Below are 25,792 nucleotides of genomic sequence, written 5' to 3'. Positions count from 1 at the left end.
GCTGGCAAGTCGGTTGCTATCGGAGCGGGCGTTTTTTTTGCCTTGTATTGGAATGACCATTCCATAATTCGATCAACATTGGAGACACACAGATGGACAAGCAACCAGCAACCATCGCGGTATTGGGCATCGGCATCATGGGCGCGGCGGTGGCGCGCAATCTGCGGCGCAAGGGATTTGCGGTGCACGCCTGGAACCGCACGCCACAGCGGGCCCAGGCGCTGTTGGCGGAGGACATCCAGGTGTTTGACCAGGCCGCCGAGGCAGTGCGCGGGGCGCAGGTGATCATCACCTTGAACAAGGATGGGCCTGCCGTTCTGCAGGCCATGCAACAGGCTGCGGATGGGCTTGAAGACGGGGCCATCTGGTTGCAAATGGCCACGGTCGGCGTGGACGCAATCGATGAGCTGCATGGTTTTGCCAAGGCCCGGGGGCTGGTCTTCTATGACGTGCCGGTACTGGGCACCCGGCAACCGGCAGAGCAGGGGCAACTGGTGGTGCTGGGGGCCGGTTCCGGTACCTATCGGCCATCGTTGCAGCCGCTGTTCGACGCCATCGCCAAGCGCGTGCTCTGGGTCGGTGAAGAGCCGGGGGCGGGCAGTCGCCTGAAACTGGCCCTCAACAGCTGGGTCCTGGCCCTGACTCACGGAGCGGCAGAAAGCCTGGCCCTGGCCAAGGGCCTGGGGCTGGACCCGGCATTGGTGGTGGAACTGGTCAGCGGTGGCCCCCTGGACAGCGGTTATTTCCAGGCCAAGACCCAAGCCATGCTCAGTGGCGACTACAGCCCGAGCTTCACCCTGGCCAATGCCTTGAAGGATGCCGAGTTGATGGTGGCTGCGGCCCACAAGGTCGGGGTCCGGCTGGACCTGGCCGAGGCGGGCATCCAGCGTTTTCAGCGGGCCCTGGACCGGGGGCACGCAGACAAGGACATGGCCGCGTCCTACCTCGGCTGAATGCCCCGTAGGCGCTGGCTTGCCAGCGAAGGCTGCCGTCCAGGCGCTGCATGTCTTGCGGACTTCTTCGAGAGCGATGCGAGGCTCAAGGGCCTCTTCGCCGGCGAGCCGGCTCCTACAGGGGGCAGCACGGTGTATCTGACTGCTGTAGGAGCTGGCTTGCCAGCGAAGGCTGCCGTCCAGGCGCTGCATGTCTTGCGGACTTCTTCGAGAGCGATGCAAGGCTCAAGGGCCTCTTCGCCGGCAAGCCGGCTCCTACAGGGTCCTGCACGGTGTATCTGACTGCTGTAGGAGCTGGCTTGCCAGCGAAGGCTGCCGTCCAGGCGCTGCATGTCTTGCGGACTTCTTCGAGAGCGATGCGAGGCTCAAGGGCCTCTTCGCCGGCAAGCCGGCTCCTACAGGGGCCTGCACGGTGTACCTGACTGCTGTAGGAGCTGGCTTGCCAGCGAAGGCGTCGGCCCAGGCGCTGCATGTCTTGCGGACTGCTTCGAGGGCGATGCGAGGCTCAAGGGCCTCTTCGCCGGCGAGCCGGCTCCTACAGGGTGGACTTTTTTTTCTTGTGTGAGCACCTGTTCATGAATCGTTCTTCATCTCTTCCGGCCGCCTCCAACCGGCTGCCGATCTGGCAATTGCTGGCCTTCACCCTGGCCGGCTTTGTCGCCATCGTCACCGAAACACTGCCCGCCGGCCTGCTGCCGCAGATCAGCCAGGGCCTGGGCATCAGTCAGGCCCTGGCCGGGCAGTTGATCAGTGTCTATGCCCTGGGTTCGGTGGCCGCGGCGATTCCGCTGATCGCGCTCACCCGCAGCTGGCGTCGCCGGCCCTTGCTGTTGCTGGCCATCGGCGGCTTGTTGCTGTTCAACAGCCTCACCGCGTTGTCGACGAACTATCTGCTGACCCTGGCCGCACGCTTTGCCGCAGGCATGGCCGCCGGGCTGGTCTGGGGCTTGCTGGCCGGTTATGCCCGGCGTCTGGTGGTGCCCGAGCTGCAGGGCCGGGCCCTGGCGGTGGTGGGGGTCGGTCAGCCGATTGCCCTGTGCCTGGGGGTGCCCCTGGGGGCCTGGCTGGGAACGCGGATGGATTGGCAGGAGATTTTCTGGGGGCTGTCGCTGCTGGCGCTGCTGCTGTGGTTCTGGGTGCGCCTGGCGGTGCCGGACTATCCCGGCCAGTCGGCCCACCAGCGCCAGCCGATCGCGCGGATCTTTCTCACCCGGGGCCTGCCCCAGGCGCTGCTGGTGATCTTCGTGTGGATCCTGGCCCACAACATTCTCTACACCTACATCGCGCCGTTCCTGGCGTCCCTGGGCCAGGCGGCTTCCCTGGATCGAGCCCTGCTGGTGTTCGGCCTGGCCTCTCTGGCGGGGATCTGGCTGACCGGGCTCGGCGTCGATCGCTGGTTGCGCGGGCTGACCCTGTGCAGCCTCGCAGGCTTTGCCCTGGCCTGCCTTTTGTTGGGCATCGGCGCCAGCCAGCCCTGGCTGCTGTGGCTCGGCATTGGCGCCTGGGGCCTGACCTTCGGCGGCGCCCCGACCTTGCTCCAGACCGCCGTGGCGGACGTGGCCGGGGAGGGCGCGGACGTCGCCCAGTCGATGCTGGTGACGATCTTCAACCTGGGAATCGCCTGTGGCGGTGTGGTCGGTGGCCTGCTGTTGCAACGCTATGGCGCGGTGTCCTTTCCCTGGGCCATGGCCGCTCTGGCGCTGGCGGGCCTGATGCTGGTGTGGGGCGCACGCAGCCACGCCTTCAAGCCGGGTCAGCGCGCGACCTGCTCGGCCTGAGGTTTTGCCTCGCGGGCCTGCTGCAGGAGGGTTACCCATTCATTGGCGAAGCGGTGGCAGTCCCCCGGCCAGCGTGCGGTCAACAGGTTGCGGTCACGCACCACAAAGCCGCGTTCGGGATGCGCCGCCGAGTCCCGGCGGGGCAGCCAGGGGCCGCGGAGAAAGTCCGCCGGGCTGGCCAGTGCCTGCCTGATCTCGTGCTCGACGCTGTGGTCGTAGGTGCGGTAGTAGCGCCCCAGCCACGGCGCGGTGACGATCCAGGCCGCCAGTTCCATGGGGCCGGCGAGCAGGGCGGTGACCTTGCGTCCGTAGAGCACCGAGCGCCGGCTTTCGGGGTCGATGCAGCGGGCCAGCGCCAGGGGGCCATGACACACCGCGGCCACGGGTTTATCGGCCTTGAAGAACGCGAGGATGATGCGCCTGACCTCCTCGGACTCCAGCAGGCTGCGCATGCCCCGGGCATGCCCGCCCGGAATCAGCAAGCCCTCGAAGGCCTGCGGATCGACTTCGGCGTAGTTCAGGGGGCTGAGAAACGCCGGGTCGCGGGTCATGCTGTGGTAGCGCTCAAGGTCGGCGGCCGGGGTCATCAACAGCGGGTTGAGCGGGCCGAAGCCCAGGCTCACCAGGCGCGAGTCGGCGTAGGCCACAAACCCCAGCGGCGTGGCGAATTGCGCCTCGAACCCGGCCTCCCTGGCAGCCTGCCAGGGCAGGCTGCTTTCAGTGGGGTCGTAGTCGGCGTGGGGCAGCAGGATCAGGATCATGGCGCAGGCTCGCAGCACAAAGGGTGCGCTGCAGGTTAGCAGCCCCTGGCGTACGCGCAGGGGCTCAGGGCCGGGCGCTGTTGCAGCGCGCTGTTGCCGCTCACTTGGCCGCGGCGGCCCGGGTGCGTTCGATGTCCTGGACCAGGCCGTCGATCCGTTGCAATTGCTCGCGGTTGTCGTGATCCCAGGGATGAAAGCCCGGCTTGAAGAACTGCAGCCAGGGCAGGGCGATCCGCGGGAACACGCCCTTGGGCCCGTAGAGGTACTTGATCACCTGCCACAGGCCGCGCCAGTGGCCGCCGCGCCGGCGGTCGGCGATCAGCATGCGCAGGTGAAAGTCGAACACCACCAGCCAGAAGGTCAGGGTGGTGAACAGCATGGTCCCGGTGCGGATCAGGTAACGCTTGGGCCCGGGCTTGAGCACGCTGTTGAAGACGTCGTAGGACACCGCCTTGTGCTCGGTTTCCTCCAGGGCGTGCCACAGCCACATCTGCCGATAGCCCGCCAGCGAATCGCCAAAGCGGCTCGGGTCGCGCAGCAGCAGGTCGGCGAGGATCGCCGTGTAGTGCTCCAGGGCCACGGTGATTGCCAGGTTGAAGGCGGCGGGGAAGTGTTTCTTCTGGAAGTCGAGGATCATCCGCAGCCGTCGGTCCAGCAGATGGGCCGGCAGCCCAGCGTCCTGCAGCAGGTCGTTGTAGCGCAGGTGCTCGCGGCTGTGCATGGCTTCCTGGCCGATGAAACCCTGGATCTCGCGCTTGAGCTCGGGGTCGTGGATGCGGTCGCGGTAATGGCGCACGCTGTCCATGAAGAACAGCTCGCCGGCAGGGAACAGCAGCGACAGGGCATTGAAGAAGTGGCTCACGTGGCTGCCTTGTTCGTGCCAGTCGCAGGCACGGTCGGCAGGCAGCTCGACCTTGATGTCACGGCGGATGGGCAGCATGGCTGGCGCTCCTCTAGACATGAATCGGCATGGGGCCTCAGAGGCCCCGCTCGTCCTGGGTTTCGTAGACCGCCGGCGCCTTGCCTGGCCTGGGCGCCATGCGCCGGCTGATCCACACCACCAGGGCCTGGTAGGCACTGGGCAGCAGGCGCACGAACAGGTCGAGGAAGTGCGCATCGCGTCCGATCAGCACTCGCCGTTTGTTCTTGCGCACGCCCAGCAGGATCACCTTGGCGGCGGTCTGCGCCGAGGTGATGAAGAGTTTCTCGAAGTCGTCGCGGGCCTGTTGCTCGTTGTCGATCAGGAAGCCCTTGACGTTGTCGCAGATGCGGCTGGAACGGGCGATCTCGGTCTGGATGCCCCCCGGGTGCACGCAGGTGGCGGAGACGCCGTTGCCTTGCAGGTCCAGTTCCTGGCGCAGGGATTCGGTGAAGCCGCGCACGGCGAACTTGGTGGCGTTGTAGCCGCTCATGCCCGGCTGGGCGAACAGCCCGAAGACGCTGGAAGTGTTGATGACATGGCCTTCGCCGGCCTGCTTGAGGTAGGGCAGGAAGGCCTGGGTGCCGTGGACCACGCCCCAGAAGTTGACGTCGACGATCCACTCCAGGTCCGCCAGGCTCGAGCCTTCCACGGTGCTCGACAGGGCCACCCCGGCGTTGTTGAAGATCAGGTTGACCTGCCCGTGCTCGGCCACAGTGGCGGCCGCCCAGGCGAACATGGCCTGGCGGTCGCCGACGTCGAGTTCCTGGCTGCTGATGCGCAGTGCCAGCAAGGTGGCGGCCCGGGCCTGGGCCACGGTCTCGGCCAGGCCCTGGGGGTTCTTGTCCGCCAGGGCCAGGTGGCAGCCTTCCCGGGCCAGGGCCACGGCCAGGGCACGGCCCATGCCGGAGGCGGCGCCGGTGATGGCGGCGACTTTACCGTTAAAGTTTTTCATCGAGGGCAGCCTCTTGCAGGTTCAATGGGCGTGCTACAGCCGGCGTGGCGAGCACACCGGGATGGGGCAGGTGGGTGGTCAGGTAGTCCTGCAGTGCAAAGTGCTGCACGGTCTTCCTGAAGGCCCAGGTGGAGCCGGGCCAGAGGGTGGTGTTCTGGCCGCTGCGCGGGTCCAGGTACCAGCTGCGGCAGCCGCCGGTGGACCAGATGGCCCCGGCCAGGCGCTGTTGCAGGCGCTGGTTGTACTGGCTCTCGACCTGGGGCTTGACCTCCAGGGTGGCAATTGCCCCTTGGCGCATCTGCTCCAGGGCCTTGAGCAGGTAGTCCACCTGGGCCTCGATCATCAGGATCATCGAGTTGTGCCCCAGGCCGGTGTTGGGGCCGATGATCATGAAGAAATTCGGAAAACCCGGCAGGCAGGTGCCGAGATAGGCATGGGCGCCCCTGGCCCAGCTGTCCATCAGGTCCTGACCCTGGCGGCCGAACAGCAGGCCCCGGGGGATCGGGTCGGTGGCCTGGAAACCGGTGCCGAAAATGATGCAGTCCACCGGGTGGCGGCTGCCGTCGGCGGTGACCACGGCGTCGCCGTCGATGCGCTGGATGTCATCGCTGATCACCCGCACGTTGCCCCGGGACAGGGCCGGGTAGTAGTCGTTGGAAATCAGGATGCGCTTGCAGCCGATGGTGTAGTCGGGGGTCAGGCGCTGGCGCAGGGCCGGGTCGGGCACCTGTTTGCGCAGGTGCCGCAAGGCCACCCGCTGCACCATTTTCATCAGCCCGGGGCGCCGGGCAAAGGCGATCACCCGGCTTTCCAGGGCCCAGTACAGCGCCGAGCGCATCAGCCGCTGGGTGAACGGCAGGTGCTTGAAGGCCCAGCGCTCCACAGTGCCGAGTTCGCGGTCGGGCTTGGGCATGATCCACGGCGGGGTGCGCTGGAACAGTTTCAGCTGGGCCACCCGCGGGGCGATTTTCGGCACGAACTGGATCGCGCTGGCACCGGTGCCGATCACCGCCACCCGCTTGCCCTGCAGCCCGTAGCGGTGGTCCCACTGCTGGGAGTGGAAGCGCTTGCCGGTGAAGCTGTCGAGCCCGGGGATGTCCGGGATCGCCGGGCGCGACAGGCCGCCCATGCCGGAGATCAGCACTCGGGCACTGACTTCGCGGCCATTGCCAAAGCGCAGCTGCCAACGCTCCCGGGTCTCATCGAAGACCGCCCGCTCCAGGCCCATGTTGAAGTGCAGAAAGGGCGCCAGGGCGAAGTCCCTGGCGCAGTTCTCCAGGTACTCGCGGATTTCCGCCTGGGGCGCGAACTGCCGGGTCCAGTTCGGGTTGGGGGCAAAGGAGAAGGAATAAACGTGGGATTGCACGTCGCAGGCGCAGCCGGGGTAGTGATTGTCGCGCCAGGTGCCCCCCAGGGACGCGGCTTGTTCGGCAACCAGGAAGTCTTCCAGCCCGGCTTCCTTGAGCTTGATCGCCATGCACAGCCCGGCGAAGCCGGCGCCGATGATGGCGATGTCAACGACCTCGGGGTCGTTGGGTGGCGAGTACGCATTCATGGTGTGTACCTCGATTGTGGTGACGCTTGGGGTGACTTTCGTCGGTGGGTGAAAACTCAGGATTGCACAATTTAAAATAATGTTTTAAAAATTAATTTAAATAAATTACCTGGAAATGTCACCTGCACCGGCCGCCAGTGGATTGTGTGGGGCTCATCCGGATCAAGGATGGGACGTCACCGGCGGTACCGGACCTAAGGCGACAGCCGCGAGCCGGATCATCCTGATCCCGGACGCCGGCGCAGGGAAGCTGAGGGGGCGCGTTATGGAGTGGCTGGTAGCGGCAGCGGTGTTCCTGGCGGTCAGCGCGGTGCTCGGGGTGGTGAGCTATCGCATCAATCGACGGATCGAACGCCAGGTGCCGATCAATGGGCGGTTCCTGGAGATCGGCGGCGAGCGCATTCATTACACGGACGAGGGCAGGGGGCCGGCGCTGTTGATGATCCACGGCCTGTCCGGTTGCGCACGCAACCTGACCCACTCCCTGGCGCCGCAGCTGCGCGAGCAGTTCCGGGTGATCACCATCGACCGCCCCGGTTCCGGTTACTCCACCCGGGCCCGGGGCGCGTCGGCGGACCTGCCGGCCCAGGCCAGCCTGGTGGCCAAGTTCATTCGCACCCTGGACCTGGGACAGCCCCTGGTGCTCGGGCACTCACTGGGTGGCGCGGTTGCCCTGTCCCTGGCCCTGGATCATCCACAGTCGGTGTCCGGCCTGGTGCTGGTGGCGCCGCTGACCCATCCGCAACGCATGCTGCCGCTGGTGTTCCTGTCCCTGGGGGTGCGCCCGGCATTGCTGCGGCGCTGGGTGGCCCTGACCCTGGCGGCACCCATGGCCATGCTCGGGCGCCGCGGTCTGGTCAAGGCGGTGTTTGCCCCGGACCCGGTGCCCGAGGACTTTGCCGAGCGTGGCGGCGGCTTGCTGGGCATGCGTTCGGAAAACTTCTACAACGCCTCCAGCGAGATTGCGCTGGTCAATCGCTTCCTGCCGGACATGGTCAAGCACTACCCCAGCCTGACGCTGCCGGTCGGGCTGATCTACGGCTCGGCCGATCCGGTACTCAACTACCGCCGGCATGGCGAGTCCATGGTCGGCAAGGTGCCAGGGCTGACGCTGGAGGTGGTCCCGGGCCGTGGGCACATGCTGCCCATCAGCGCGGTCGAGCGGGTGGTGGCCATGGTCCGGCACGTTGCTTCCCAGGCTGCGCCGCAGCGCAGCGCGACGATCCTGCATCCGCCGTTCGCGGCTTCAAGAGCAAGTTGAGGGGGTGGCGAGGGCGGTCTTGAGCGCTCGCGTCACGGCTTCGACAGCAGTGGTAAACGCTTCACGGGTGACATTCGAAACAAGCCGAAAAAATAGTTGACGAGCTAACGAACCCGAGCTATTTTTTTAAAAAAATGTTTTGAATGTTTTTTTTGAAAGTGCAATTGAGCGATTAAAATAATGAAAATAACGCCATTTCACGCTTTTGTTTTTTCATCCCTTCACGCTCTGAACGGCGCCACCGCGCTGTCCTTTATAGCACCTCTGCCGACTGCCATCCTGCGGAGGCTGCCATGACTGTTTCCGTGGCGGCACCCGGCGTCTGGACCGATGGCAAGCGCCACCTGTGGTGGCTCGGCACCTTGCCCATGATCACCCCATTGCTGGCCGGTCTGTTTGCCCTGGCCACCGGTGTCCAGGTGTTCTGGTGGAGTGGAGTACTGGTGATCTTCGGCCTGATCCCGCTGATTGACGGCCTGATGGGGGAGGACGCCAGCAACCCGCCGGAGTCGGCGGTCCCCGATCTGGAAAAACAACCCTACTACCGCTTCATCGTCTACAGCTGCGCCGTGCTCTCGGTGCTGTCCCTGGTGGTGACGGCCTGGATGGCGGTCAGCGGGGTGGACTGGATCATCGCCGGCGGCCTGTTGCAGTTGAGCGAGCAGTTGAACCTGCACGGCAGCCTGGCGAGCTTCGCCGCCTTCCTCACCGAGCGCTCACAGTTGCACGGCAGTGTCGGCTGGTTCACCTACCTGGGCATGGCCATGTCCACCGGCGCGGCCACTGGCATCGCCATCAACATTGCCCATGAACTGGGGCACAAGAACCGCGGGATGGCCAAGTTCCTGGCCAAGCTGGCCCTGGCCTCGACCTTCTACGGGCACTTCTTCATCGAACACAACCGTGGCCACCATGTGCGGGTGGCGACCCCGGAAGATCCGGCCAGTTCGCGTCTGGGCGAGTCGTTCTGGAGCTTCCTGCCACGCACCGTGTGGTTCAGCCTGAGTTCGGCCTGGCATCTGGAAAGCCAGCGCCTGGAGAAGCTCGGCCTGCCGACCCTGCACTGGAAGAACGGGGTGCTCAGCGCCTGGCTGTACAGCGTGGTGCTCTGGGGTGTGCTGATTGCCTGGCTGGGGGCGGCGGTGATTCCTTTCCTGGTGATCCAGGGGATCTACGGTTTCTCCCTGCTGGAGGTGGTCAACTACGTCGAGCACTACGGCCTGCTGCGGCAGAAACAGCCCAACGGCCGCTATGAACGCTGCTCGCCGCGTCACTCCTGGAACAGCAACCGGATCGTCACCAACATCTTCCTGTTCCAGCTGCAGCGTCACTCCGACCATCACGCCAACCCGACCCGTGCCTACCAGGCCCTGCGCCACTTCGACGAGTCGCCACAGCTGCCCTACGGCTACGCCACCATGATCGTCTGGGCCTACGTGCCGGCGCTCTGGCGGCGCTTGATGGATCACCGGGTGCTGGCGCACTACGCGGGAGATGTACGCCTGGCCAACATGCACCCGGCCAAGCGCGATGAATTGCTCAAGCGCTACGGTTTCAGCAACACCGATTGAGACACCGCTCTTTAGTCGTACTGCTCACCACTTCAAGTGCTCGTGAACCTGCGGTGTTCGCCGGCGATTCCCCCGCTTGAAGTGTGAGCAGAGCAACACAGAAGTCCTTAAGCAGGTTGACCGACAACAACAATAAGCAACTGTAAGGAAGTCACGGATGTCTATCTCACCTTTGTTCGCTGCCCGTCTGTTCGTGGTCCTGGTGGGGGTATCGCTGATGGGCGCTGCCGATGCCGCGCGCATCGAACCGGCCAACAGCGAGTTCACCGCCAAGGGCCCCATCAGCTTTGCCAAGAGCATCATCAATGCCGACTGCACCATCCAGGTCAGCGGCAAGGTCAGTGCCGATGGCAGTTTCGCCAGCGTCGAGAAGGTCGACTTCAGCGGCGGCCTCAAGTGCGGCCAGGTCGAAGCCACCCACCTGCCCTGGAAACTGATCGCCAAGGATGAAACCAGTGGTGCCATGTCCGGCATCCAGGTCACCGTGCACGCGCCCCTGGTGGGCGGTGACTGCGGGCCGACCACCGCCGAAGGCTCATGGAACAACAGCACCGGGAAACTCGAGGCGGCCCAGGTCAGCCTTGACGGTGGCTGCACCATCAAGACCGTATCGATCCAGATGCCGCCCACGTTTCGGGTCGCACCCTGAAGCACTACAGAATCCATGGAGGGACGCTGATGAAACTGCGATTGATTGCGCAAGCACCGGTGGTTCAAACCGGGTCGGTATCGCCCTAGCGTGCTCCAGCACCGAATTCGGTCGAGTCCGAGAGCCGATGGCGTCATCGACCCCCTGGCAAGGCTGATAACCCCCTGGCAACTGCCTGTTGCCTAAATCTTGAGGAAAACAACAATGCAAAGCATCAAGACTCTGGTATCCGTAGCTTCTTTCGCTATCTGCATGGGCGCCGCGTCGCTGGCCAGCGCTGCAACCATCGCTCCTGCCGGGGCAACCTTCTCGGCACCGGGTACCATCGCGGTATCTTCGCCTGCTTCGTTCGGCCTGCCGGTCACCTGCAACATCAACTTCACCGGTACCGTGGCCGCCAACGGCTCCAGTGCTGCGATCACCGGTGCCACGGTCAGCGGCAGCAACTCCCTGTGCAGCGTGCCGGTCCTGCTGAACCTGCCTTGGACCCTGACTGCCTCCAGCGCTACTGCCGGCACTGTAACGGGCGTCAACTTCAAGATCCTCTCCAATTGCAGCAGCACTCCGGTGACCATCAACGCCACCTGGAACAACGCGACCAACACCCTGAGCATTCCTTCGGCGCAAACTGTCGGCAGCTGCAAAATCACTGCTCTGAGCGTCAACCCAAGCCCAGCCTTCACCGTTACTCCATGAAGTTGATGTGACTTCAGCCTGTTGATCACTTGCTGAAAAAAACAGGCGCCTCGTCAGAGGCGCCTGTTGCAACACCCTGGATCGGTGGTGACCGGTCACGGTTGATAATAATAAGGAGTGGGGCATGAATAATAAGAAACAGAGGATCCAGGTGGTCGTCGGTCTGGCGGTGCTGGGTGGCTTGATCAGTTCCGGACCAGTGCAAGCAGGCGGCTTTACTACTCCTACCTATGGCACCCCCGGTTGGGGCCGGGCATTCGGTGGCGGCTCGCTGTTCAAGAATGATCCCAGTGCGGCCTACAACAACCCGGCGGCCATGGCGTTCATCGATCACAACGTGGCTCAGATGACCGTCGACTACGCGCGAATCAAGATGAAATACAAGGGCAGTGCCTACGACTATCAAGGCAATCCGGCGTCCAGTTCTCCGATCGACGACCCTTTCGCCCAGACCCCTCTTGAAGGCAATGGTGGCGAGGGTGGTTTTACCGCCTGGCTGCCGACCGGCTTCCTGGTCATGCCGATCAATGATCGCTTTGCCTTTGGCCTGAGCCAGGTGGTTCCCATGGGCATGCGCAGCACCTGGGACAACGGCTGGAAGGGGCAGGACTTTGCGGTGGACACCAAGATCGAAACGGCGGGGGTCTCCGGTTCCTTCTCGTTCAAGGTCAACGATCAATTCTCCCTCGGCCTGGGCGCGATCCTGCAACACACCAATGGCTTTGTCAGTCAGAACCTCAACTTGAGTGGTGCCGCCGGGGTCTCGCTGCTGCCGGGCGCGCCTTCAGGCGTGGGTTCCAACCTGATGCGGGTCAAGGTGGACAACACCTCCGTCGGCTGGTTTACCGGGGTGACCTGGAAGCCCACCGAACGGGACACCCTGGGGGTCAACTATCACGCCAAGATCAAGAACAAGCTGGAAGGCAAATACAATATTCGCGCCGACGACTTGGGCCGGGCCTACACCGATTCCTCTTCGGGGCCGTCCCTGGTGGAAATCGCCTACCCGGGGCTCAAGCTGTACCCGGATGGTGCCAACGCCTCGGCTCAGCTGGACATTCCGGCCAGCGCCGGGATCGACTGGGTACACGTGTTCAATGATCGCTTCACCCTGGGTGTCAGCGCCCTGTGGACGCAGTGGTCGTCGTTCAAGGACCTGACGCTCAAGTCCGATGGCAACACCCTCATTTCGATTCCCTACCGCTACAAGGACTCGATGATGTACTCGGTGGGTGGCGATTACCGTTTCACCGATCAGCTGACACTGCGTGCCGGTGTGGCCTTCGACCAGACGCCGACCCGTGGCTCGACCCGTGACCCGCGGATTCCGGACAACGATCGCTGGTTCACCTCGCTGGGTTTCGGCTATGACATCAAGGCGGTTCCAGGGCTGACCATCGACGGCGCCTACTCACGGCAATTCGTCAAGGAAGCCCGGATCCAGACCCAGAACCAGGATCGTCTTGGCGGCTCTCGCCTGGACGGCAAGGTCGACGCCAAGGGCGAGGTGGTGAGTCTCTCCGCGACTTATCACTTCTGAGGGTAAACGCCTTACCCACCCCTCGAAATGACGGCAGTACAAAGGACTGTGCTACTGCCGTCGGCGGGACGGGTCATCTCAGGACCCGTCTTGGCCCGCCATTTTCCCAAGCCCTGGCTGACATCGTTCGGCCGTTGTGCGTTGCTGAAATCTCTCAAAACAATATTTAAAAATAAAATTTGAAACGCGTCGGTTTCCTTTGTAGGGTGAGCTTCGAGGGGCCGGCACAACGCCCAGGCTCCAAGTCGTCGTCTCGTTAGAACAAGAGAGGTATTCCATGATTGTCTGGTTATTGGCGGGATTCGCCGCCGCACTCACACTGGCTTACCGACAGGCGACTGCGGCCCTGTGGCTGGCGGCCGGCCTGGCCTGGCTGGCGGCCGGGTATGTGTTCAACCTGTCGGGAACCCTGGGCCTGACCCTCGGCACCTTGCTGGTGCTGCTGCCGGCGGCGCTGCTCAGCGTCAAGCCCCTGCGCCGGGCCTTGCTCACGCGCCGGGCCCTGGCGATGTTTCGCAAGATCATGCCGGCCATGTCCGACACCGAGCGCGCCGCCATCGAATCCGGCACGGTCTGGTGGGACGCCGAGCTGTTCAGCGGCAAGCCCGACTGGCCACGCCTGCTGGACTCGGCCCCCGCGAGCCTGAGCGCCGAAGAACAGGCGTTCATGGACCATGAAGTGGAAACCCTGTGCGACATGGCCAACGACTGGGAAACCACCCAGGTCTGGCAGGACCTGTCGCCCAAGGCCTGGCAGTACACCAAGGACGCCGGCTTCCTGGGCATGATCATTCCCAAGCAGTACGGTGGCAAAGGCTTCTCCCACTACGCCCACTCCCAGGTGGTGATGAAGCTTTCCACCCGTTGCTCGGCGGCGGCGATCTCGGTGATGGTGCCCAACTCCCTGGGCCCGGCCGAACTGTTGCTGCACTACGGCACCGAGGCCCAGCGCCAGCACTACCTGCCGCGCCTGGCCCGGGGTGAAGACATCCCGTGCTTTGCCCTGACCAGCCCCTATGCCGGCTCCGACGCCGGGGCGATTCCCGATGTCGGGGTGGTCTGCAAAGGCCAGTTCGAAGGCCAGGAAGTGTTGGGTTTTCGCGTCACCTGGGACAAGCGCTACATCACCCTGGGGCCGATCGCCACCGTGCTCGGCCTGGCGTTTCGCGCCGAGGACCCGGACGGCCTGCTGGGCAGCAAGGGCAGCCTGGGCATCACCTGCGCGCTGATCCCCACGAGCCATCCGGGCGTCAACACCGGGCGCCGCCACTGGCCGCTGAACGCGGTGTTCCAGAACGGCCCGACCACCGGCAAGGACGTGTTCATCCCACTGCAATGGGTGATCGGCGGAGGTGACCAGGTGGGCAACGGCTGGCGCATGCTGATGGAGTGCCTGGCAGCCGGGCGGGCAATTTCCCTGCCTTCGGCCAACGTCGGCATGGGCAAGGTCGCGGTACGCGGCACCACCGCCTATGCGGCGATGCGCAAGCAGTTCGGCCTGCCCATCGGCAAGTTCGAAGGGGTACAGGCGCCCGTGGCGCGCATGGCCGGGCACCTGTATGCCTGCGATGCAGTGCGCAAGGTCTCGGTGGCGTCCCTGGATGCCGGAGAAAAACCTTCGGTGATCTCGGCCATTGCCAAGTACCACGTCACCGAACGGGCCCGAGCCATCGTCAACGACGGCATGGATATCGTCGCCGGCAAGGGCATCTGCATGGGGCCCAACAACTTCCTGGCCCGGGCCTACCAGCAAAGCCCGATCGCCATCACCGTGGAAGGCGCGAACATCATGACCCGTTGCCTGATCATCTACGGCCAGGGGCTGATTCGTTGCCATCCCTATGTGTTCCGCGAAATGGAAGCGGCACGCGACACCGGGCGCAAGGGCCTGGAGGAATTTGACAGCGCGATGTTCGGGCACATCAGCTTTGTCTTCGCCAACACCGTACGTGCGGCGGTGCATGGGCTCAGCGGCGGGCGCCTGATCAAGGCCCCGGCCAAGGCCGACAAGGCCCTGGCCCCTTACTACCGGCAGATCCAGCGTCTATCGGTGGTGCTGGCCCTGGCTTCGGACATTTCCATGGGCGTGCTGGGCGGTGCCCTCAAGCGCAAGGAAAGCATCACCGGGCGCCTGGGAGACATCCTGTCCCAGCTGTACATCCTGTCCTGCGTGCTGAAGCGATTCGAGGACGATGGCCGTCCCCAGAGCGACCTGCCGCTGGTGCACTGGTCAGCCCAGGACTGCCTGCTGCGGGCGCATGAAGCCCTGGCCGAGGTGCTGGACAATTATCCGTCCCGGGCGGCGGCGCGCATCATTCGCGGCCTGAGCTTCCCCCTGGGCATTCCCCAGCACAAACCCTCCGACCGCTTGCTGGCCGAAGTCGCCGAGCTGGTGCAGACCCCGGGCCCGACCCGCGATCGCCTGCTGGCAGACTCCTACATGCCACAGCCGGACATCGACAAGCTGGCCTATGGCGAACTGGCGTTCCGTCTGCAGCCCCAGGTGGACCTGATCGAGGCACGGCTCAAGCCGGCGATCAAGCAGGGCACCCTGGCGCCGCTGCCGATCTCCCGCGAGGCGTTCGTGATCTGGCGGGTCAAGGCCCTGGAACTGCAACTGATCAGCCAGGACGAGGACGAGTTGCTGGGCCGGTATGTGGAGTACGGTGATCACGCGATCCAGGTCGACGACTTCCCGCAGGACTTCGGTCTGCTGGAAGCCCTGCAACAGCGTCAGGCGCACCTCGAGCAGAGCGCCAAGCCGGCCTCGCGCAAACGCGCGGCCAGCAGCGAAGACGCGGTGACGGCCAGCGATTCGGCCTATTGACCTTCTACTGGTTTTGATCGGGATCTCTTTATGTCTGACGGTTATCTTTCGTTCGTCAATTCCGGGTGGGGCCGCTGGCTGGCCCAGCGTACCGGCCTGCCGCAACCTATGCCGCTGCAACGTCAGCGCGAAGGGCAGGGCAGCCAACTGGTCAACCCGGTGGTGCTCGCCGCGGCACCCGAGGGGCGCCTGCTGGGTGAGCTGCAACGGATCTTCGCCGCCACGGACACGGTGGCGGCCCAGGCCGCCAGCATCACTGCGCCTTCCACGGTGAAGGTCCAGGGCCTGGTGTATGACGCCAGCGGGTTGGGGGACATTGCCCAGCTCGACGAGCTGTACCGCTTCTTCCATGCCAATGTCCGGCGTCTGACCGCCCACGGCCGGGTGCTGGTACTGGGCACGCCGCCGGAACACTGCAAGGAACTCGCCCAGGCGGTGGCTCAGCGCGCCCTGGAAGGCTTCGTGCGTTCCCTGGGCAAGGAGTTGCGCCGGGCGATCACCGTGCAGTTGCTGTACGTCGAGCCCGGCGCCGAAGCCGAGCTGGACAGCAGTCTGCGGTTCTTCCTGTCCCGGCGTTCGGCCTATGTCTCGGGCCAGGTGGTGCGCATTGGCGAACCGGTGGAGCTGCCCAGGGACCTGGACTGGCACCAGCCGCTCAGCGGCCGGCGCGCCCTGGTCACCGGGGCTTGCCGCGGCATTGGCCTGGCCATTGCCAAGGTCCTGGCCCGTGAAGGCGCCCAGGTGGTGTGCCTGGATATTCCCCAGAGCGAGGCCGAGCTGCAACAAGCCGCCGCCAGCCTGGGGGGCAGCGCCCTGGCCCTGGACATCACCGCCGCCAACGCCGGCCAGCGCTTGCTGGCGTTCGTCGGTGAGCACGGCGCCTTCGATATCGTGGTGCACAACGCCGGAATCACCCTGGACAAGACCCTGGCGAAGATGACCGAGGCCGCCTGGCGCAAGGTCATGGCGGTCAATCTGGAGGCGCCGCTGCTGCTCAGCCAGACGCTGCTGGAGGGCCAGGGGCTGAACCCGGGTGGACGGATTGTCTGCGTCTCGTCGATTTCCGGGATCGCCGGCAACCTCGGGCAAAGCAACTACGCGACCTCCAAGGCCGGGGTCATCGGCCTGGTGCAGAGCCTGGCCCCGCTGGCGGCACGCCAGCAGATCACGGTCAATGGCGTGGCACCGGGGTTCATCGAAACCCAGATGACCGCGAAGATCCCGCTGATGATCCGCGAGGCGGGACGGCGGATGAATTCCATGTCCCAGGGCGGGCAGGCCGTGGACGTGGCGGAGACCATCGCCTGGCTGGCCCATCCGGCCTCCGGCGGGATCAATGGCCAAGTGGTCCGCGTCTGCGGGCAAAGCCTGCTGGGAGCCTGAACCATGAATGCCGATTCCGCGATCCGCATCATCGAACCGCCGCCGTCCCGGGGCCAATTGCTCTACGACGGCATCCGCAGCTTGCGCAAACCCAAGCTCGAGGCTGCGCCACCACTGCCTGCCGAGCGCCTGGTGCGCCCGGCGGTGGAACTGCAGGCTGGGGACATTGCCCGTTATGCCCAGGCCTGCGGGTTTCGCCGGGAACACGGGGTGCCCCTGGCATTTCCCCATACCCTGGCGTTCCCCCTGCACCTGCTGCTGCTTACCCACCGCAGGTTTCCCTACCCGGCCAGCGGCATGGTGCACCTGGCCAATCGCATCCGTCAGTACCAGAGGCTCGAAGAAGGCCAGGCCCTGCGCCTGGAAGTGTTCGCCGAACGCTGGCTGGCCCATCCCAAGGGCCAGGCCTTGTCCATTGCCACCCGGGTCCACAGTGGCGGTGACCTGGTCTGGGAGAGTGACAGCCTGTACTTGCGGCGGGGTGTCGCCGGGCCCATCGGCGAGCCCTGGGAAAGCTCCCTGAATCTCGACGAGCAGGCCCTGGTACGCACTCAGCGCTGGAGCCTGGGGAGCGACCTGGGCCGGCGCTTTGCCCAGGTCAGTGGGGATTTCAACCCGATCCACAGCTCTTGGCTCGGCGCCCGACTGTTCGGATTCCGGCGGCCCATCGCCCACGGCATGTGGACCCTGGGGCGGGCCCTGGCGGCCCAGCAGCCACCGCACCCGCTGGTCGCGGCGCAACTGCACTGCGAGTTCAAGCTGCCGATCTTCCTGCCGGCCGCGGTGACCCTGTGGAACCGCCTGCCGGAGGGTCCACGCCATGAGTTCGAAGTGCGCAACAACGCGGGGGACAAGCCCCACATGCGCGGTCTATTTATCTGGGGAGCTCGTTGATGGCTGAGTACAGTTTCAATCCGGCGCCGGTGCGCCGGGTGGCGATCATTGGCGGCAACCGGATTCCGTTCGCCCGTTCCAACACGGTGTATGCCAATGACAGCAACCAGGATCTGCTGGTGGCGGCGTTGCAGGGCCTGGTCGACCGCTATGGCCTGTCGGGCCAGCGCCTGGGGGAGTTCGCCGCGGGGGCGGTGATCAAGCACTCGCGGGATTTCAACCTGGCCCGCGAGAGCCTGCTGTCCACCACCCTGGCGCCCGAGACGCCCGCCTATGATGTGCAGCAGGCCTGCGGCACCGGTCTTGAAGCGGCGCTGCTGGTGGCCAACAAGATCGCCCTGGGGCAGATCGAAGTGGGCATCGCCGGCGGCGCCGACACCACCTCCGATGCGCCCATCGGCATCAACGAAGGCCTGCGGCGCACGCTGCTTCAGGCCAACCGCGCCAAGGGCACCGGCGACAAGCTGCGCAGCCTGCTCAAGGTGCGCCCGGGGATGTTCTTCAAGCCGTTGCTGCCGCGCAATGGCGAACCGCGTACCGGTTTGTCCATGGGGGAGCACTGCGAGGAAATGACCAAGCGCTGGCAGATCAAGCGCCTGGCCCAGGATGAGCTGGCCCTCACCAGCCACCAACAGTTGAATGCAGCGTACCAGCGCGGCTTTTTCGATGACCTGATGACCCCGTACCGCGGCCTGCAGCGCGACAACAACCTGCGGGCCGATGCCAGCCTGGAGAAGCTCGCCGGCCTGGGCCCGGCCTACGACCGCGCCAACGGTACCCTGACCGCCGGCAACTCGACGCCGCTCACCGATGGCGCCTCGGTGGTGCTGCTGGCCAGCGAAGACTGGGCCGCGGCCAACAACCTGCCGGTGCTGGCCTACCTGCGTACCGGGGAAACCGCGGCGGTGAACTTCGTCGATGGCAGCGAAGGGCTGCTGATGGCCCCGGCCTATGCGGTGCCACGGATGCTGGCCCGGGAAGGCCTGGGCCTCGGGGATTTCGACTTCTACGAGATTCACGAAGCCTTCGCCGCCCAGGTGCTGTGCACCCTCAAGGCCTGGGAGGACCCCGACTACTGCAAGGACAAGCTCGGCCTCGACGGCGCCCTGGGCAGCATCGAGCGCAGCAAGCTCAACGTCAACGGCGGTTCCCTGGGCTGCGGGCATCCGTTTGCCGCCACCGGCGGGCGGCTGTTGGCGACCCTGGCCAAGGCGATCCATGAGCGCGGCAGCGGCCGCGGGCTGATTTCCGTTTGTGCAGCAGGCGGGCTGGGTATCACCGCCATCGTCGAAAAGTAAAATAACAAGGAGACTGCCAATGAGTGTCGTGAGCCTGCAACCTGTCGAGCGCATCTGGCTGAACGCTTACCTGCCGGGTGTGCCCAGCGATATCGAAGCCGAGATCGACCGCTACCCGTCGCTGCGGGAAGTGTTCCTCGAGCACGTGGACAAGTACCGCCAGCGGGTCGCCTATGTGAGCATCGGCACCGAGATGGGCTACGACCTGTGGGAACAGCGGGTATTCGCCTTTGCCGCCTGGCTGCAGTCGAAAGGGGTGAAGAAGGGCGACCGGGTGGCGCTGATGATGCCCAACAGCCTGCAGTACCCGATCTGCCTGTTCGGCACCCTGCTGGTGGGCGCGGTGGTGGTCAACGTCAACCCCTTATACACCGCCCATGAGCTGCGGCATCTGCTCAAGGACAGCGGTGCCGAGACCGTGGTGATCTTCGAGAACTTCGCCCATACCCTGGAGCAGGCAATGCCAGGCAGCCAGTTGAAGAACATCGTGGTGGCCTCGATTGGTGACCTGGTGGGGACCTTCAAGGGCGCGGCATTGAATTTCGTGCTGCGCCATGTGCAGAAGCAGATCCCGGCATTCAACCTGCCTGGGGCCATTCGCTTTCCGGCGATGATGAAACAGGCCTCGGTGCTGGAGCATCGTCCGGTGGAGCTCAAGCAGGAGGACATCGCCTTCCTGCAGTACACCGGCGGCACCACCGGCGATGCCAAGGGCGCCATGCTCACTCACCGCAACATCCTCGCCAACCTGATGCAGGCCAAGGCCTGGGTCGGCGACCAGTTGGACGAGAGCCAGCAGGAAACCAACGTTACCTTGCTGCCGCTGTATCACGTGCTGTCGCTGACAGTGAACTGCCTGATGTTCATGTGCCTGGGCGGGCGCAACATCCTGATCGCCAACCCCCGGGACGTGAAGCGGGTGCAGATGATCCTGCGCAAGGAGAAGTTCAGCGGCATCGTCGGGGTCAACACCCTGTTCAACGGCCTGCTGGAGAACGAGGAGTTTCGCGGCCGGGATTTCTCCGACCTGAAGCTGGCGATCGCCGGCGGCATGGCCACCCATACCTCGGTGGCCCGCCGCTGGAAGGAAGTCACCGGGGTGCCGATCATCGAGGGCTACGGCCTGACCGAATGCTCGCCGGTGGTGAGCATCAGCCCGATCGACATCGCACGCATGCGTGAAGGTGATTTCACCGGCACCATCGGCGTGCCGCTGCCGTCCACCTGGGTGCGCTTCATCCGTGAGGACGGTGAGCTGGCGGAACTGGGCGAGGAGGGCGAGTTGCAGGTCCGTGGCCCGCAGGTGATGAAGGGTTACTGGCAGCGTCCGGAGGAAACCGCCAAGGTCCTGGACCGTCACGGCTGGCTGGCCACCGGGGACATCGGGGTGATGAACGAGCAGGGCTTCATCCGCCTGGTGGACCGCAAGAAGGACATGATCCTGGTGTCCGGCTTCAACGTGTACCCCAACGAGATCGAGGACGTGGTGGCCTTGCACCCGGGGGTGGCGGAAGTGGCGGCGATCGGCATCGAGGACGAGGTGACCGGCGAGAAGGTGAAGATCTTCGTCGTGCGCAAGGACCCGAACCTGACCCAGGAGCAACTGCTGGCTCACTGCCGCGAATACCTCACCGGCTACAAGGTGCCGCGCTATGTCGAGTTCCGCACCGAGGAGCTGCCCAAGACCACGGTGGGCAAGGTCCTGCGCCGGGCCTTGCGCTGAGCCCCTGAACGGCCGCCAGCGCCGACACGCCGACGGTGTTTGTGTCGGCGCCGGCTTGCTGGCGAAGAGGTTCGCAAGATCTGCAGCGCCCGCGCTGGCGCCTTCGCTGGCAAGCCAGCTCCTACGAGGGTGTTGTGGGTGTCTGTGGGGGCGTCACGGGGCGCCGGGGAGGCGCACCTGGCCCGGCTGCAGGCCGAACACTTCAACCCCCTCGGCGGTCGATTGGCCAACGCTCACCGACAGCCGCTTTGCCGGCTGATCGGCGCTCGCCCGGTACTCCACGCTCATGCCGTCTGCTCCACGCTGGATCGCGGCGGGCGGGACGACCATCGCCTGGTCGTTGCGGTAGGTGATGATGGTCAGCCGCGCACTCATGCCCAGGCGCACCCGCTGCAGTTGTTCGCGACTCAGCTTGGGAATCGACAGGCTCACCGGGAACTGCGCGCTGCCGCTGGAGGCGTCCCCTGGCAAGGCCAGGCTGCTGACGATATCGACCACGCCGCTGAGGCGCTCACCGTCGAAGCCGTCGCCAAGGATCTCCACGCTCTGGCCCTGGTGCAACTGGTTGATGTCCAGTTCCGAGACCTTGCTGACGATTTTCAGTTGCTCGATGTTAGCCAGCCCGAACAGCACCTGGCCCTGGCCGACCTTGCTGCCGGTCTGCACTGGACCTGCGGCGCCGGTCGACGCCGCCTGGGCGAGGTTGATCCCCGGCGCTGGCACCACGATACCGGCGAACGGCGCCGTGACATCCTTGCCCGCCAGGAGCGTGCGCAGGGCTTCATACTTGACCGTGGCATTGGTCAGTTCCATGTCGGCGATCTGCCGGTACTCACCGGTGCCCTGGTTCAGCGCCTGCTGCAATTCGCCCTGGGCCGCCGTCAGGTCCAGGCGCTGGGTCTGCAGCAGTTGGCTGAGGTCGTCCAGCTCGTTGCGGGGAATGATTCCACGGGCGAACAGGTTCTGGCTTTCATTGAGCTTGCGTTCGGAATTGCTCACGGTCATCTGCGAAGTGCGCAGGGTGCGTCGGGCCCGGGTGACCTGGGCGCTGTTGTTCCAGTCCTGCAGTTCCTGCACCGCGCGGCGGGCCTTGAGCTGGGCCGAGAGCGCCTCGCGCAGCTGAATCTCCACCAGGCTGGGGTCCATTTTCAGCAACACCTGGCCGGCGGCGACCCGTTGGCCCTGTTCCACCAGGTTGGCCAGGACATTGCCATCGAACGGCGCGGTCAGGCTGATGGTTGCCTGGGGTTCTATCTTGCCCACCAGGCCGATCTGATGAATCAGCGGCGCGCTGTTCACCTGGATCCAGCGCCCGCTGTCGGGGCTCGGGTCGGCCGGTGCCCGGGAGGCCAGCAGCCCCGCGACCGCCAGGGCCAGCAGGGCAACGGCCACGCCCCCTTGCAGGTAGCGCTTGCGCGGTGATCGTGGGTCAGAAGTCATTGAGCGCAATGTCCCAGGTCTCCAAGGTCATGCCCAGGGTCAGATCCAGCTGGCTCTGGGCGTTGAGGTAGGCGATGAGGGCATTGAGGCGAGCATTCTCGCTGGTGCGCAAATCGCTTTCATAACTCAGTACCTGGAAGTTGCTGGAGCGTCCGGCGCTGAGTTTTTCCCGTTCGATGTCCAGCTTGCGCTTGGACAGCTCCACGGCCCGCTGAGAAATTTCGTATTGCCGCCAGCGGGTGCCCAGGTCCCGCACCACATCATTGACGCTGCGTTCCAGGGCCTGGCGGGCATCGGCCTGCACCAGCTCCTGGTTTTCCACGTCGACCCGGGCATGGACTTCGGCCTGGCGGGTGCTCAGGTCGCCAATGGGAATCCGTACCTGAACCCCGGCGTAGCTGTCCCAGGTACGCCCAGAACCACTGCCGCCGTCGTTGTCGTAGCGGTTGCGCACCTGGTTGGCACCGGCCACCAGCGAGACGTCCCAGCGGCTCTGGTCCTTGGCGATCACCAGGTTCAGGTCGGCCTGCTGGCTGCCCAGCAGCGTTGCCAGGTACGCGGGCTGCTGGACCTGAGCCATGCGCAGGGCTTCCTTTTGATCGATGCTGATGCGCGCCGCCTGCAACCCCTCGCTGGCACGAACGCGGGTGGACAGGTCCAGGGCCAGCAGGCGCAGCAGGGACAGGCGATTGATGTCCACCTGGTTGCGGGCCTCTTCGACCCCCAGTTCCTGGGTGGCGATATCGGCTTCGGTCTGCACGATCTCGAACTCGGCCATGCGCCCGGCGCCGATCAGCGCCTTGTTCACCTCCAGCAGGGCATTGGCGCGCTTGAGGGCATCCTCCACGATCGCCAGTTGTTCCTGGGCCCGCAGCAGTTCGCGATAGGCACCGATAATGTCGGTGATGGTCTGGGCCACGCTGGCCTTGAGGTTGAGGCGATAGGCCTGCTCGTTGATCCGGGCCAGGCGCACCGGTGCGGTGGTCACGTCCCAGCCGGCGCCCTTGAGCAACGGCTGGATAATGGCCAGGTCCAGGCCGTCGCGGCGGTAGTAGCCGGCATGGTTGGCGTTGTTCAACTCTTGTCGCCAGGCCAGGTTCAGGCGGGTGCCGTACTCCCCCAGCAGGCTCGAGGAGGGGTTGAGGGTGGTGTTGCGTACGCCATCGTTGCTGCCGCGGTTGGCCTGGGAGGTGGCGCTGAGCAAGAGTTTGGGGTTGAAGGTGTCCTCGGACACCCGCAGGTCGAACTTCTGCGCCACCCGCTGCAGGTAGGCGCTGCGAATCCCGCGATTGTTGCGCAGCCCCAGGTACACCGCATCGCTCAAGGTCAGGTCGGTCTGCTGCTGGCTGAGCATCACGCTGCGGTCATAGGCGCTGCGCATGGTCGGGGCCGAGGCTTGGCGGGCCACGTTCATGTCCTGGGAGCCGGCCTGGCCCAGGGGGCTGAGCAGGCACAGCAGCAACAGCGCGGCGCGGCGCGGGCTATTCATCTCGCAGGGCCTCCACCGGTTGCAGGCGTGAGGCCGAGATGGCGGGATACAGACCGAAGAACAGCCCGATCAACAGGGTACTGCCGATGCCCAGGGGCAAGGACGCCGAAGCCAGGGAAAACTCCCAGCCCGAGACCCGGGCATAGGTGTAGGCTGCGGCCATGCCGAGCACGGCCCCGGACATAGCGCCCACTGCGGTGAGGGTCACCGCTTCGAGCAGGAACAGGTTGCGAATGTCTCGACGCCGGGCCCCCAGGGCCATGCGGATGCCAATCTCCCGACGCCGCTCCGAGACGTTCATCAACATCACGTTCATCACCCCGACGCCGCCGCCCACCAGCGAGATCCCGCCCAGGGCCATCAGCAGGTAGCCGAAGGTGCGGCTTTGGCGAGTCATGCCGTCGATGATCTTCTGCGGTATCTGCACCTCCACGCCACGTCCCGGGAGCATGTGCTTGAGTTGCGTGCCGAGAGCCGCGGCCAGTGTGCCCATGTCCTGGGCCGGGGCTGCCCGGGCAATCAGGTTGCTGATCTGCGGGCTGCTGGAAATCCGCCGCATGCCTTCCAGGGGAATGAACAGCGATTCGTTGGTCTGCACCGGAATCAGCACGGCGGCGGGCTGGTTGCGCAGGATGCCGATGACCTGGAACAGGTAGTCGTTGATGCGGATCCGGTCTCCCAGGCGCAGGGGGGCGTGGGGTTTGCCCAGGGCCTGGGCGACCTGGGCGCCGACCACCGCGTAGGTTTGCGTGGCGTCGAACTCTGAAAGAAAACGCCCCTCCTGCAGTTGCAGGCGCATGGCATTGGCCAGGGACGCGGTGCTGCCCACCAGGTTGGCGTTGGTGCTGCGCCCCTGAAAGACCACCGGCCCGCTGAACAGGGCGATCGGCGCGATGTGCAGGATCGTGGGCAGGGCCTGGTGCAGCGCTTGGGTGTCCAGGGTTGCCGGCATCGGCGTACGACCTGCCGAGGTATCGGGAAACTGCACCGCCAGGGTGTCGGTGCCCATGTCCTGGAAAATCGCCGCGGCGTCTTTGGCGGCGTTGTGGCCGATGTTGATCAGGGCCACCACTGATGAGCTGCCAATAATGATCCCCAGCAGGGCCAGGATCGAGCGCTTGCCCAGGGTCCGCAGGCTGACGAAGGCTTCATGCAGCAACTGGCTGGCGCTTTGCTCGACCTTGAGGCTCATGCCGGGCAGGCCTCCTGGACCACGCCGTTGGTGACGCGGATCTGCCGTTCCAGACGCAGGGCAATGTTGGGGTCGTGGGTGACGATGATCAGGGTCACCTGCTGCTGGCGATTGAGCGCCAGCAGCAGGTCCATGATGTCCTGGACGGTGTGGCTGTCGAGGTTGCCGGTGGGTTCGTCGGCGAGGATCACTGCAGGTTCGCCCACCAGCGCCCGGGCGATCGCCACCCGCTGGCGCTGGCCGCCGGAAAGGTCCGCCGGGCGATGCCCGGCGCGTTCCGCCAGGCCTACCTGTTCGAGCATGTGCATGGCCCGTTCCAGGGATTCACGCCGGGCCACGCCGCGATAGCTCAGGGGCAAGGCGACGTTGTCCAGGGCGCTGAGGCGCGGCAGCAGGTTGAAGCTCTGGAACACGAAGCCGATCTGCCGGTTGCGGATCGCCGCCAACTGGTCCGGGCTGGCGCGGAAAATGTCATGGCCGGCAAAGCGATAGTCGCCGCTGTCGGGCAGGTCCAGCAGGCCGAGGATGTTCAGCAGGGTGCTCTTGCCGGAGCCGGAGGCGCCGAGAATGGCGCAGCTTTCGCCGGCTTCGATGGAAAGGGAAACGTTCTTCAGGATATGGAGCGGTTGCTCCGCCAGCCGATAGCTCTTGCCTATGCCCTGCAGGGAGATAAAACCTTGCTCGATTATCGTCTCTGTCATCGCTTACTGCGCCGGCTGGCTCGACGGACTGCTGGTCGGGGTCGCGCCACGGGACTCATCGGGCGGGATTTTCGAGGGCAGCGCCAAGCTCTGGTTTTATTTATTATTTTAAAAACTTTGTTTGAATAGTAACTGCGTTCATCCTGGCGCGCCAGCCGTCTGAACCGGGTAATTGAGGGCTTTTTTCGGCGGTTTTTCTACAGGAAC

The 25,792-nt window shown here is 65.1% G+C and carries 20 protein-coding genes; 12 read left to right on the top strand and 8 right to left on the bottom strand.

Going from position 1 to position 25,792, the window contains the following annotated elements:
- The first annotated feature begins 92 nt into the window (after positions 1-92).
- A complete protein-coding gene (locus U873_RS0114880) occupies positions 93-953 on the top strand; it encodes an NAD(P)-dependent oxidoreductase (protein ID WP_025129017.1) in 861 nt (286 codons plus the stop codon).
- 575 nt (positions 954-1,528) lie between these two features.
- A complete protein-coding gene (locus tag U873_RS0114875; protein ID WP_025129016.1) occupies positions 1,529-2,731 on the top strand; it encodes an MFS transporter in 1,203 nt (400 codons plus the stop codon).
- Here the strand turns inward: U873_RS0114875 and U873_RS0114870 are convergent.
- The 4 genes from U873_RS0114870 to U873_RS0114855 form a co-directional block, all read right to left on the bottom strand.
- A complete protein-coding gene (locus U873_RS0114870; protein ID WP_025129015.1) occupies positions 2,707-3,492 on the bottom strand; it encodes a type 1 glutamine amidotransferase domain-containing protein in 786 nt (261 codons plus the stop codon). The genes U873_RS0114875 and U873_RS0114870 overlap by 25 nt on opposite strands.
- 100 nt (positions 3,493-3,592) lie before the next feature.
- On the bottom strand, positions 3,593-4,432 hold the full coding sequence (locus tag U873_RS0114865; protein WP_025129014.1) for a metal-dependent hydrolase: 840 nt from the start codon (positions 4,430-4,432) through the stop codon (positions 3,593-3,595).
- A 37-nt stretch (positions 4,433-4,469) separates the two neighbouring features.
- Positions 4,470-5,366, bottom strand: coding sequence for an SDR family oxidoreductase (locus U873_RS0114860; RefSeq protein WP_025129013.1), 897 nt, complete (start codon positions 5,364-5,366; stop codon positions 4,470-4,472).
- Complete coding sequence (locus tag U873_RS0114855) at positions 5,353-6,921, bottom strand: NAD(P)/FAD-dependent oxidoreductase (protein WP_025129012.1); 1,569 nt, start codon at positions 6,919-6,921, stop codon at positions 5,353-5,355. The genes U873_RS0114860 and U873_RS0114855 overlap by 14 nt, the downstream gene beginning before the upstream one ends.
- 265 nt (positions 6,922-7,186) lie before the next feature.
- Here U873_RS0114855 and U873_RS0114850 point away from each other — a divergent pair, with 265 nt between their 5' ends.
- The 10 genes from U873_RS0114850 (at position 7,187) to U873_RS0114805 (ending at position 20,763) form a co-directional block, all read left to right on the top strand.
- Entirely contained in the window at positions 7,187-8,182 is a 996-nt protein-coding gene (locus U873_RS0114850; RefSeq protein ID WP_025129011.1) for an alpha/beta fold hydrolase, read from the top strand.
- A 293-nt stretch (positions 8,183-8,475) separates the two neighbouring features.
- Entirely contained in the window at positions 8,476-9,753 is a 1,278-nt protein-coding gene (locus U873_RS0114845) for an alkane 1-monooxygenase (protein WP_025129010.1), read from the top strand.
- Between the two features lie 157 nt (positions 9,754-9,910).
- On the top strand, positions 9,911-10,402 hold the full coding sequence (gene praA, locus U873_RS0114840) for an alkane oxidation protein activator PraA (protein WP_025129009.1): 492 nt from the start codon (positions 9,911-9,913) through the stop codon (positions 10,400-10,402).
- A gap of 204 nt (positions 10,403-10,606) precedes the next feature.
- Positions 10,607-11,098, top strand: a complete 492-nt coding sequence (praB, locus tag U873_RS0114835) for an alkane oxidation protein activator PraB (RefSeq protein WP_025129008.1) — start codon at positions 10,607-10,609, stop codon at positions 11,096-11,098.
- Positions 11,099-11,222: 124 nt separating this feature from the next.
- Positions 11,223-12,638 (top strand): outer membrane protein transport protein, encoded by a 1,416-nt coding sequence (locus U873_RS0114830; protein ID WP_025129007.1) that lies wholly within the window; start codon positions 11,223-11,225, stop codon positions 12,636-12,638.
- Between the two features lie 277 nt (positions 12,639-12,915).
- Positions 12,916-15,465: an acyl-CoA dehydrogenase gene (locus U873_RS0114825; RefSeq protein ID WP_025129006.1), complete on the top strand. Its 2,550-nt coding sequence runs from the start codon at positions 12,916-12,918 to the stop codon at positions 15,463-15,465.
- Positions 15,466-15,495: 30 nt separating this feature from the next.
- Positions 15,496-16,848 carry a 3-oxoacyl-ACP reductase gene (locus tag U873_RS0114820; protein WP_025129005.1) on the top strand — a complete coding sequence of 451 codons (1,353 nt, stop codon included), beginning with the start codon at positions 15,496-15,498 and terminating at the stop codon, positions 16,846-16,848.
- A gap of 3 nt (positions 16,849-16,851) precedes the next feature.
- Entirely contained in the window at positions 16,852-17,742 is an 891-nt protein-coding gene (locus tag U873_RS0114815; protein WP_025129004.1) for a MaoC/PaaZ C-terminal domain-containing protein, read from the top strand.
- Complete coding sequence (locus U873_RS0114810) at positions 17,742-19,040, top strand: acetyl-CoA C-acetyltransferase (RefSeq protein ID WP_025129003.1); 1,299 nt, start codon at positions 17,742-17,744, stop codon at positions 19,038-19,040. Before U873_RS0114815 ends, U873_RS0114810 begins: the two co-directional genes overlap by 1 nt.
- A gap of 19 nt (positions 19,041-19,059) precedes the next feature.
- A complete protein-coding gene (locus tag U873_RS0114805; protein ID WP_025129002.1) occupies positions 19,060-20,763 on the top strand; it encodes an AMP-binding protein in 1,704 nt (567 codons plus the stop codon).
- Positions 20,764-20,916: 153 nt separating this feature from the next.
- Here U873_RS0114805 and U873_RS0114800 read toward each other — a convergent pair whose 3' ends face one another.
- From U873_RS0114800 to U873_RS0114785, 4 genes are read right to left on the bottom strand one after another with little or no spacing between them, the layout of a single operon-like run.
- Positions 20,917-22,203 (bottom strand): efflux RND transporter periplasmic adaptor subunit, encoded by a 1,287-nt coding sequence (locus U873_RS0114800; RefSeq protein WP_025129001.1) that lies wholly within the window; start codon positions 22,201-22,203, stop codon positions 20,917-20,919.
- Positions 22,193-23,692, bottom strand: a complete 1,500-nt coding sequence (locus tag U873_RS0114795; RefSeq protein WP_029978416.1) for a TolC family protein — start codon at positions 23,690-23,692, stop codon at positions 22,193-22,195. The genes U873_RS0114800 and U873_RS0114795 overlap by 11 nt, the downstream gene beginning before the upstream one ends.
- The gene (locus tag U873_RS0114790; protein ID WP_025128999.1) at positions 23,685-24,884 is read right to left on the bottom strand and encodes an ABC transporter permease; all 1,200 of its coding nucleotides are present in this window, start codon (positions 24,882-24,884) and stop codon (positions 23,685-23,687) included. The genes U873_RS0114795 and U873_RS0114790 overlap by 8 nt, the downstream gene beginning before the upstream one ends.
- Positions 24,881-25,585 (bottom strand): ABC transporter ATP-binding protein, encoded by a 705-nt coding sequence (locus tag U873_RS0114785; protein ID WP_025128998.1) that lies wholly within the window; start codon positions 25,583-25,585, stop codon positions 24,881-24,883. Before U873_RS0114785 ends, U873_RS0114790 begins: the two co-directional genes overlap by 4 nt.
- Between the last annotated feature and the right edge of the window lie 207 nt (positions 25,586-25,792).

The organism is Pseudomonas sp. PH1b, assembly GCF_000633395.1.
GTDB lineage: Bacteria > Pseudomonadota > Gammaproteobacteria > Pseudomonadales > Pseudomonadaceae > Aquipseudomonas.
The sequence above is the reverse complement of the archived record's forward strand: the minus strand, read 5'-3'. Positions and strand labels throughout refer to the sequence as shown.

What these genes read in the sequence shown, in the direction of transcription:
- U873_RS0114870 (WP_025129015.1), bottom strand. Translation starts at nt 3,492, where the DNA reads ATGATCCTGATCCTGCTGCCCCACGCCGACTACGACCCCACTGAAAGC.
- U873_RS0114820 (WP_025129005.1), top strand. Translation starts at nt 15,496, where the DNA reads ATGTCTGACGGTTATCTTTCGTTCGTCAATTCCGGGTGGGGCCGCTGG.
- U873_RS0114860 (WP_025129013.1), bottom strand. Translation starts at nt 5,366, where the DNA reads ATGAAAAACTTTAACGGTAAAGTCGCCGCCATCACCGGCGCCGCCTCC.
- U873_RS0114825 (WP_025129006.1), top strand. Translation starts at nt 12,916, where the DNA reads ATGATTGTCTGGTTATTGGCGGGATTCGCCGCCGCACTCACACTGGCT.
- U873_RS0114815 (WP_025129004.1), top strand. Translation starts at nt 16,852, where the DNA reads ATGAATGCCGATTCCGCGATCCGCATCATCGAACCGCCGCCGTCCCGG.
- praB (WP_025129008.1), top strand. Translation starts at nt 10,607, where the DNA reads ATGCAAAGCATCAAGACTCTGGTATCCGTAGCTTCTTTCGCTATCTGC.
- U873_RS0114805 (WP_025129002.1), top strand. Translation starts at nt 19,060, where the DNA reads ATGAGTGTCGTGAGCCTGCAACCTGTCGAGCGCATCTGGCTGAACGCT.
- U873_RS0114810 (WP_025129003.1), top strand. Translation starts at nt 17,742, where the DNA reads ATGGCTGAGTACAGTTTCAATCCGGCGCCGGTGCGCCGGGTGGCGATC.
- U873_RS0114845 (WP_025129010.1), top strand. Translation starts at nt 8,476, where the DNA reads ATGACTGTTTCCGTGGCGGCACCCGGCGTCTGGACCGATGGCAAGCGC.
- U873_RS0114880 (WP_025129017.1), top strand. Translation starts at nt 93, where the DNA reads ATGGACAAGCAACCAGCAACCATCGCGGTATTGGGCATCGGCATCATG.
- U873_RS0114830 (WP_025129007.1), top strand. Translation starts at nt 11,223, where the DNA reads ATGAATAATAAGAAACAGAGGATCCAGGTGGTCGTCGGTCTGGCGGTG.
- U873_RS0114855 (WP_025129012.1), bottom strand. Translation starts at nt 6,921, where the DNA reads ATGAATGCGTACTCGCCACCCAACGACCCCGAGGTCGTTGACATCGCC.
- praA (WP_025129009.1), top strand. Translation starts at nt 9,911, where the DNA reads ATGTCTATCTCACCTTTGTTCGCTGCCCGTCTGTTCGTGGTCCTGGTG.
- U873_RS0114850 (WP_025129011.1), top strand. Translation starts at nt 7,187, where the DNA reads ATGGAGTGGCTGGTAGCGGCAGCGGTGTTCCTGGCGGTCAGCGCGGTG.
- U873_RS0114800 (WP_025129001.1), bottom strand. Translation starts at nt 22,203, where the DNA reads ATGACTTCTGACCCACGATCACCGCGCAAGCGCTACCTGCAAGGGGGC.
- U873_RS0114875 (WP_025129016.1), top strand. Translation starts at nt 1,529, where the DNA reads ATGAATCGTTCTTCATCTCTTCCGGCCGCCTCCAACCGGCTGCCGATC.
- U873_RS0114790 (WP_025128999.1), bottom strand. Translation starts at nt 24,884, where the DNA reads ATGAGCCTCAAGGTCGAGCAAAGCGCCAGCCAGTTGCTGCATGAAGCC.
- U873_RS0114865 (WP_025129014.1), bottom strand. Translation starts at nt 4,432, where the DNA reads ATGCTGCCCATCCGCCGTGACATCAAGGTCGAGCTGCCTGCCGACCGT.
- U873_RS0114795 (WP_029978416.1), bottom strand. Translation starts at nt 23,692, where the DNA reads ATGAATAGCCCGCGCCGCGCCGCGCTGTTGCTGCTGTGCCTGCTCAGC.
- U873_RS0114785 (WP_025128998.1), bottom strand. Translation starts at nt 25,585, where the DNA reads ATGACAGAGACGATAATCGAGCAAGGTTTTATCTCCCTGCAGGGCATA.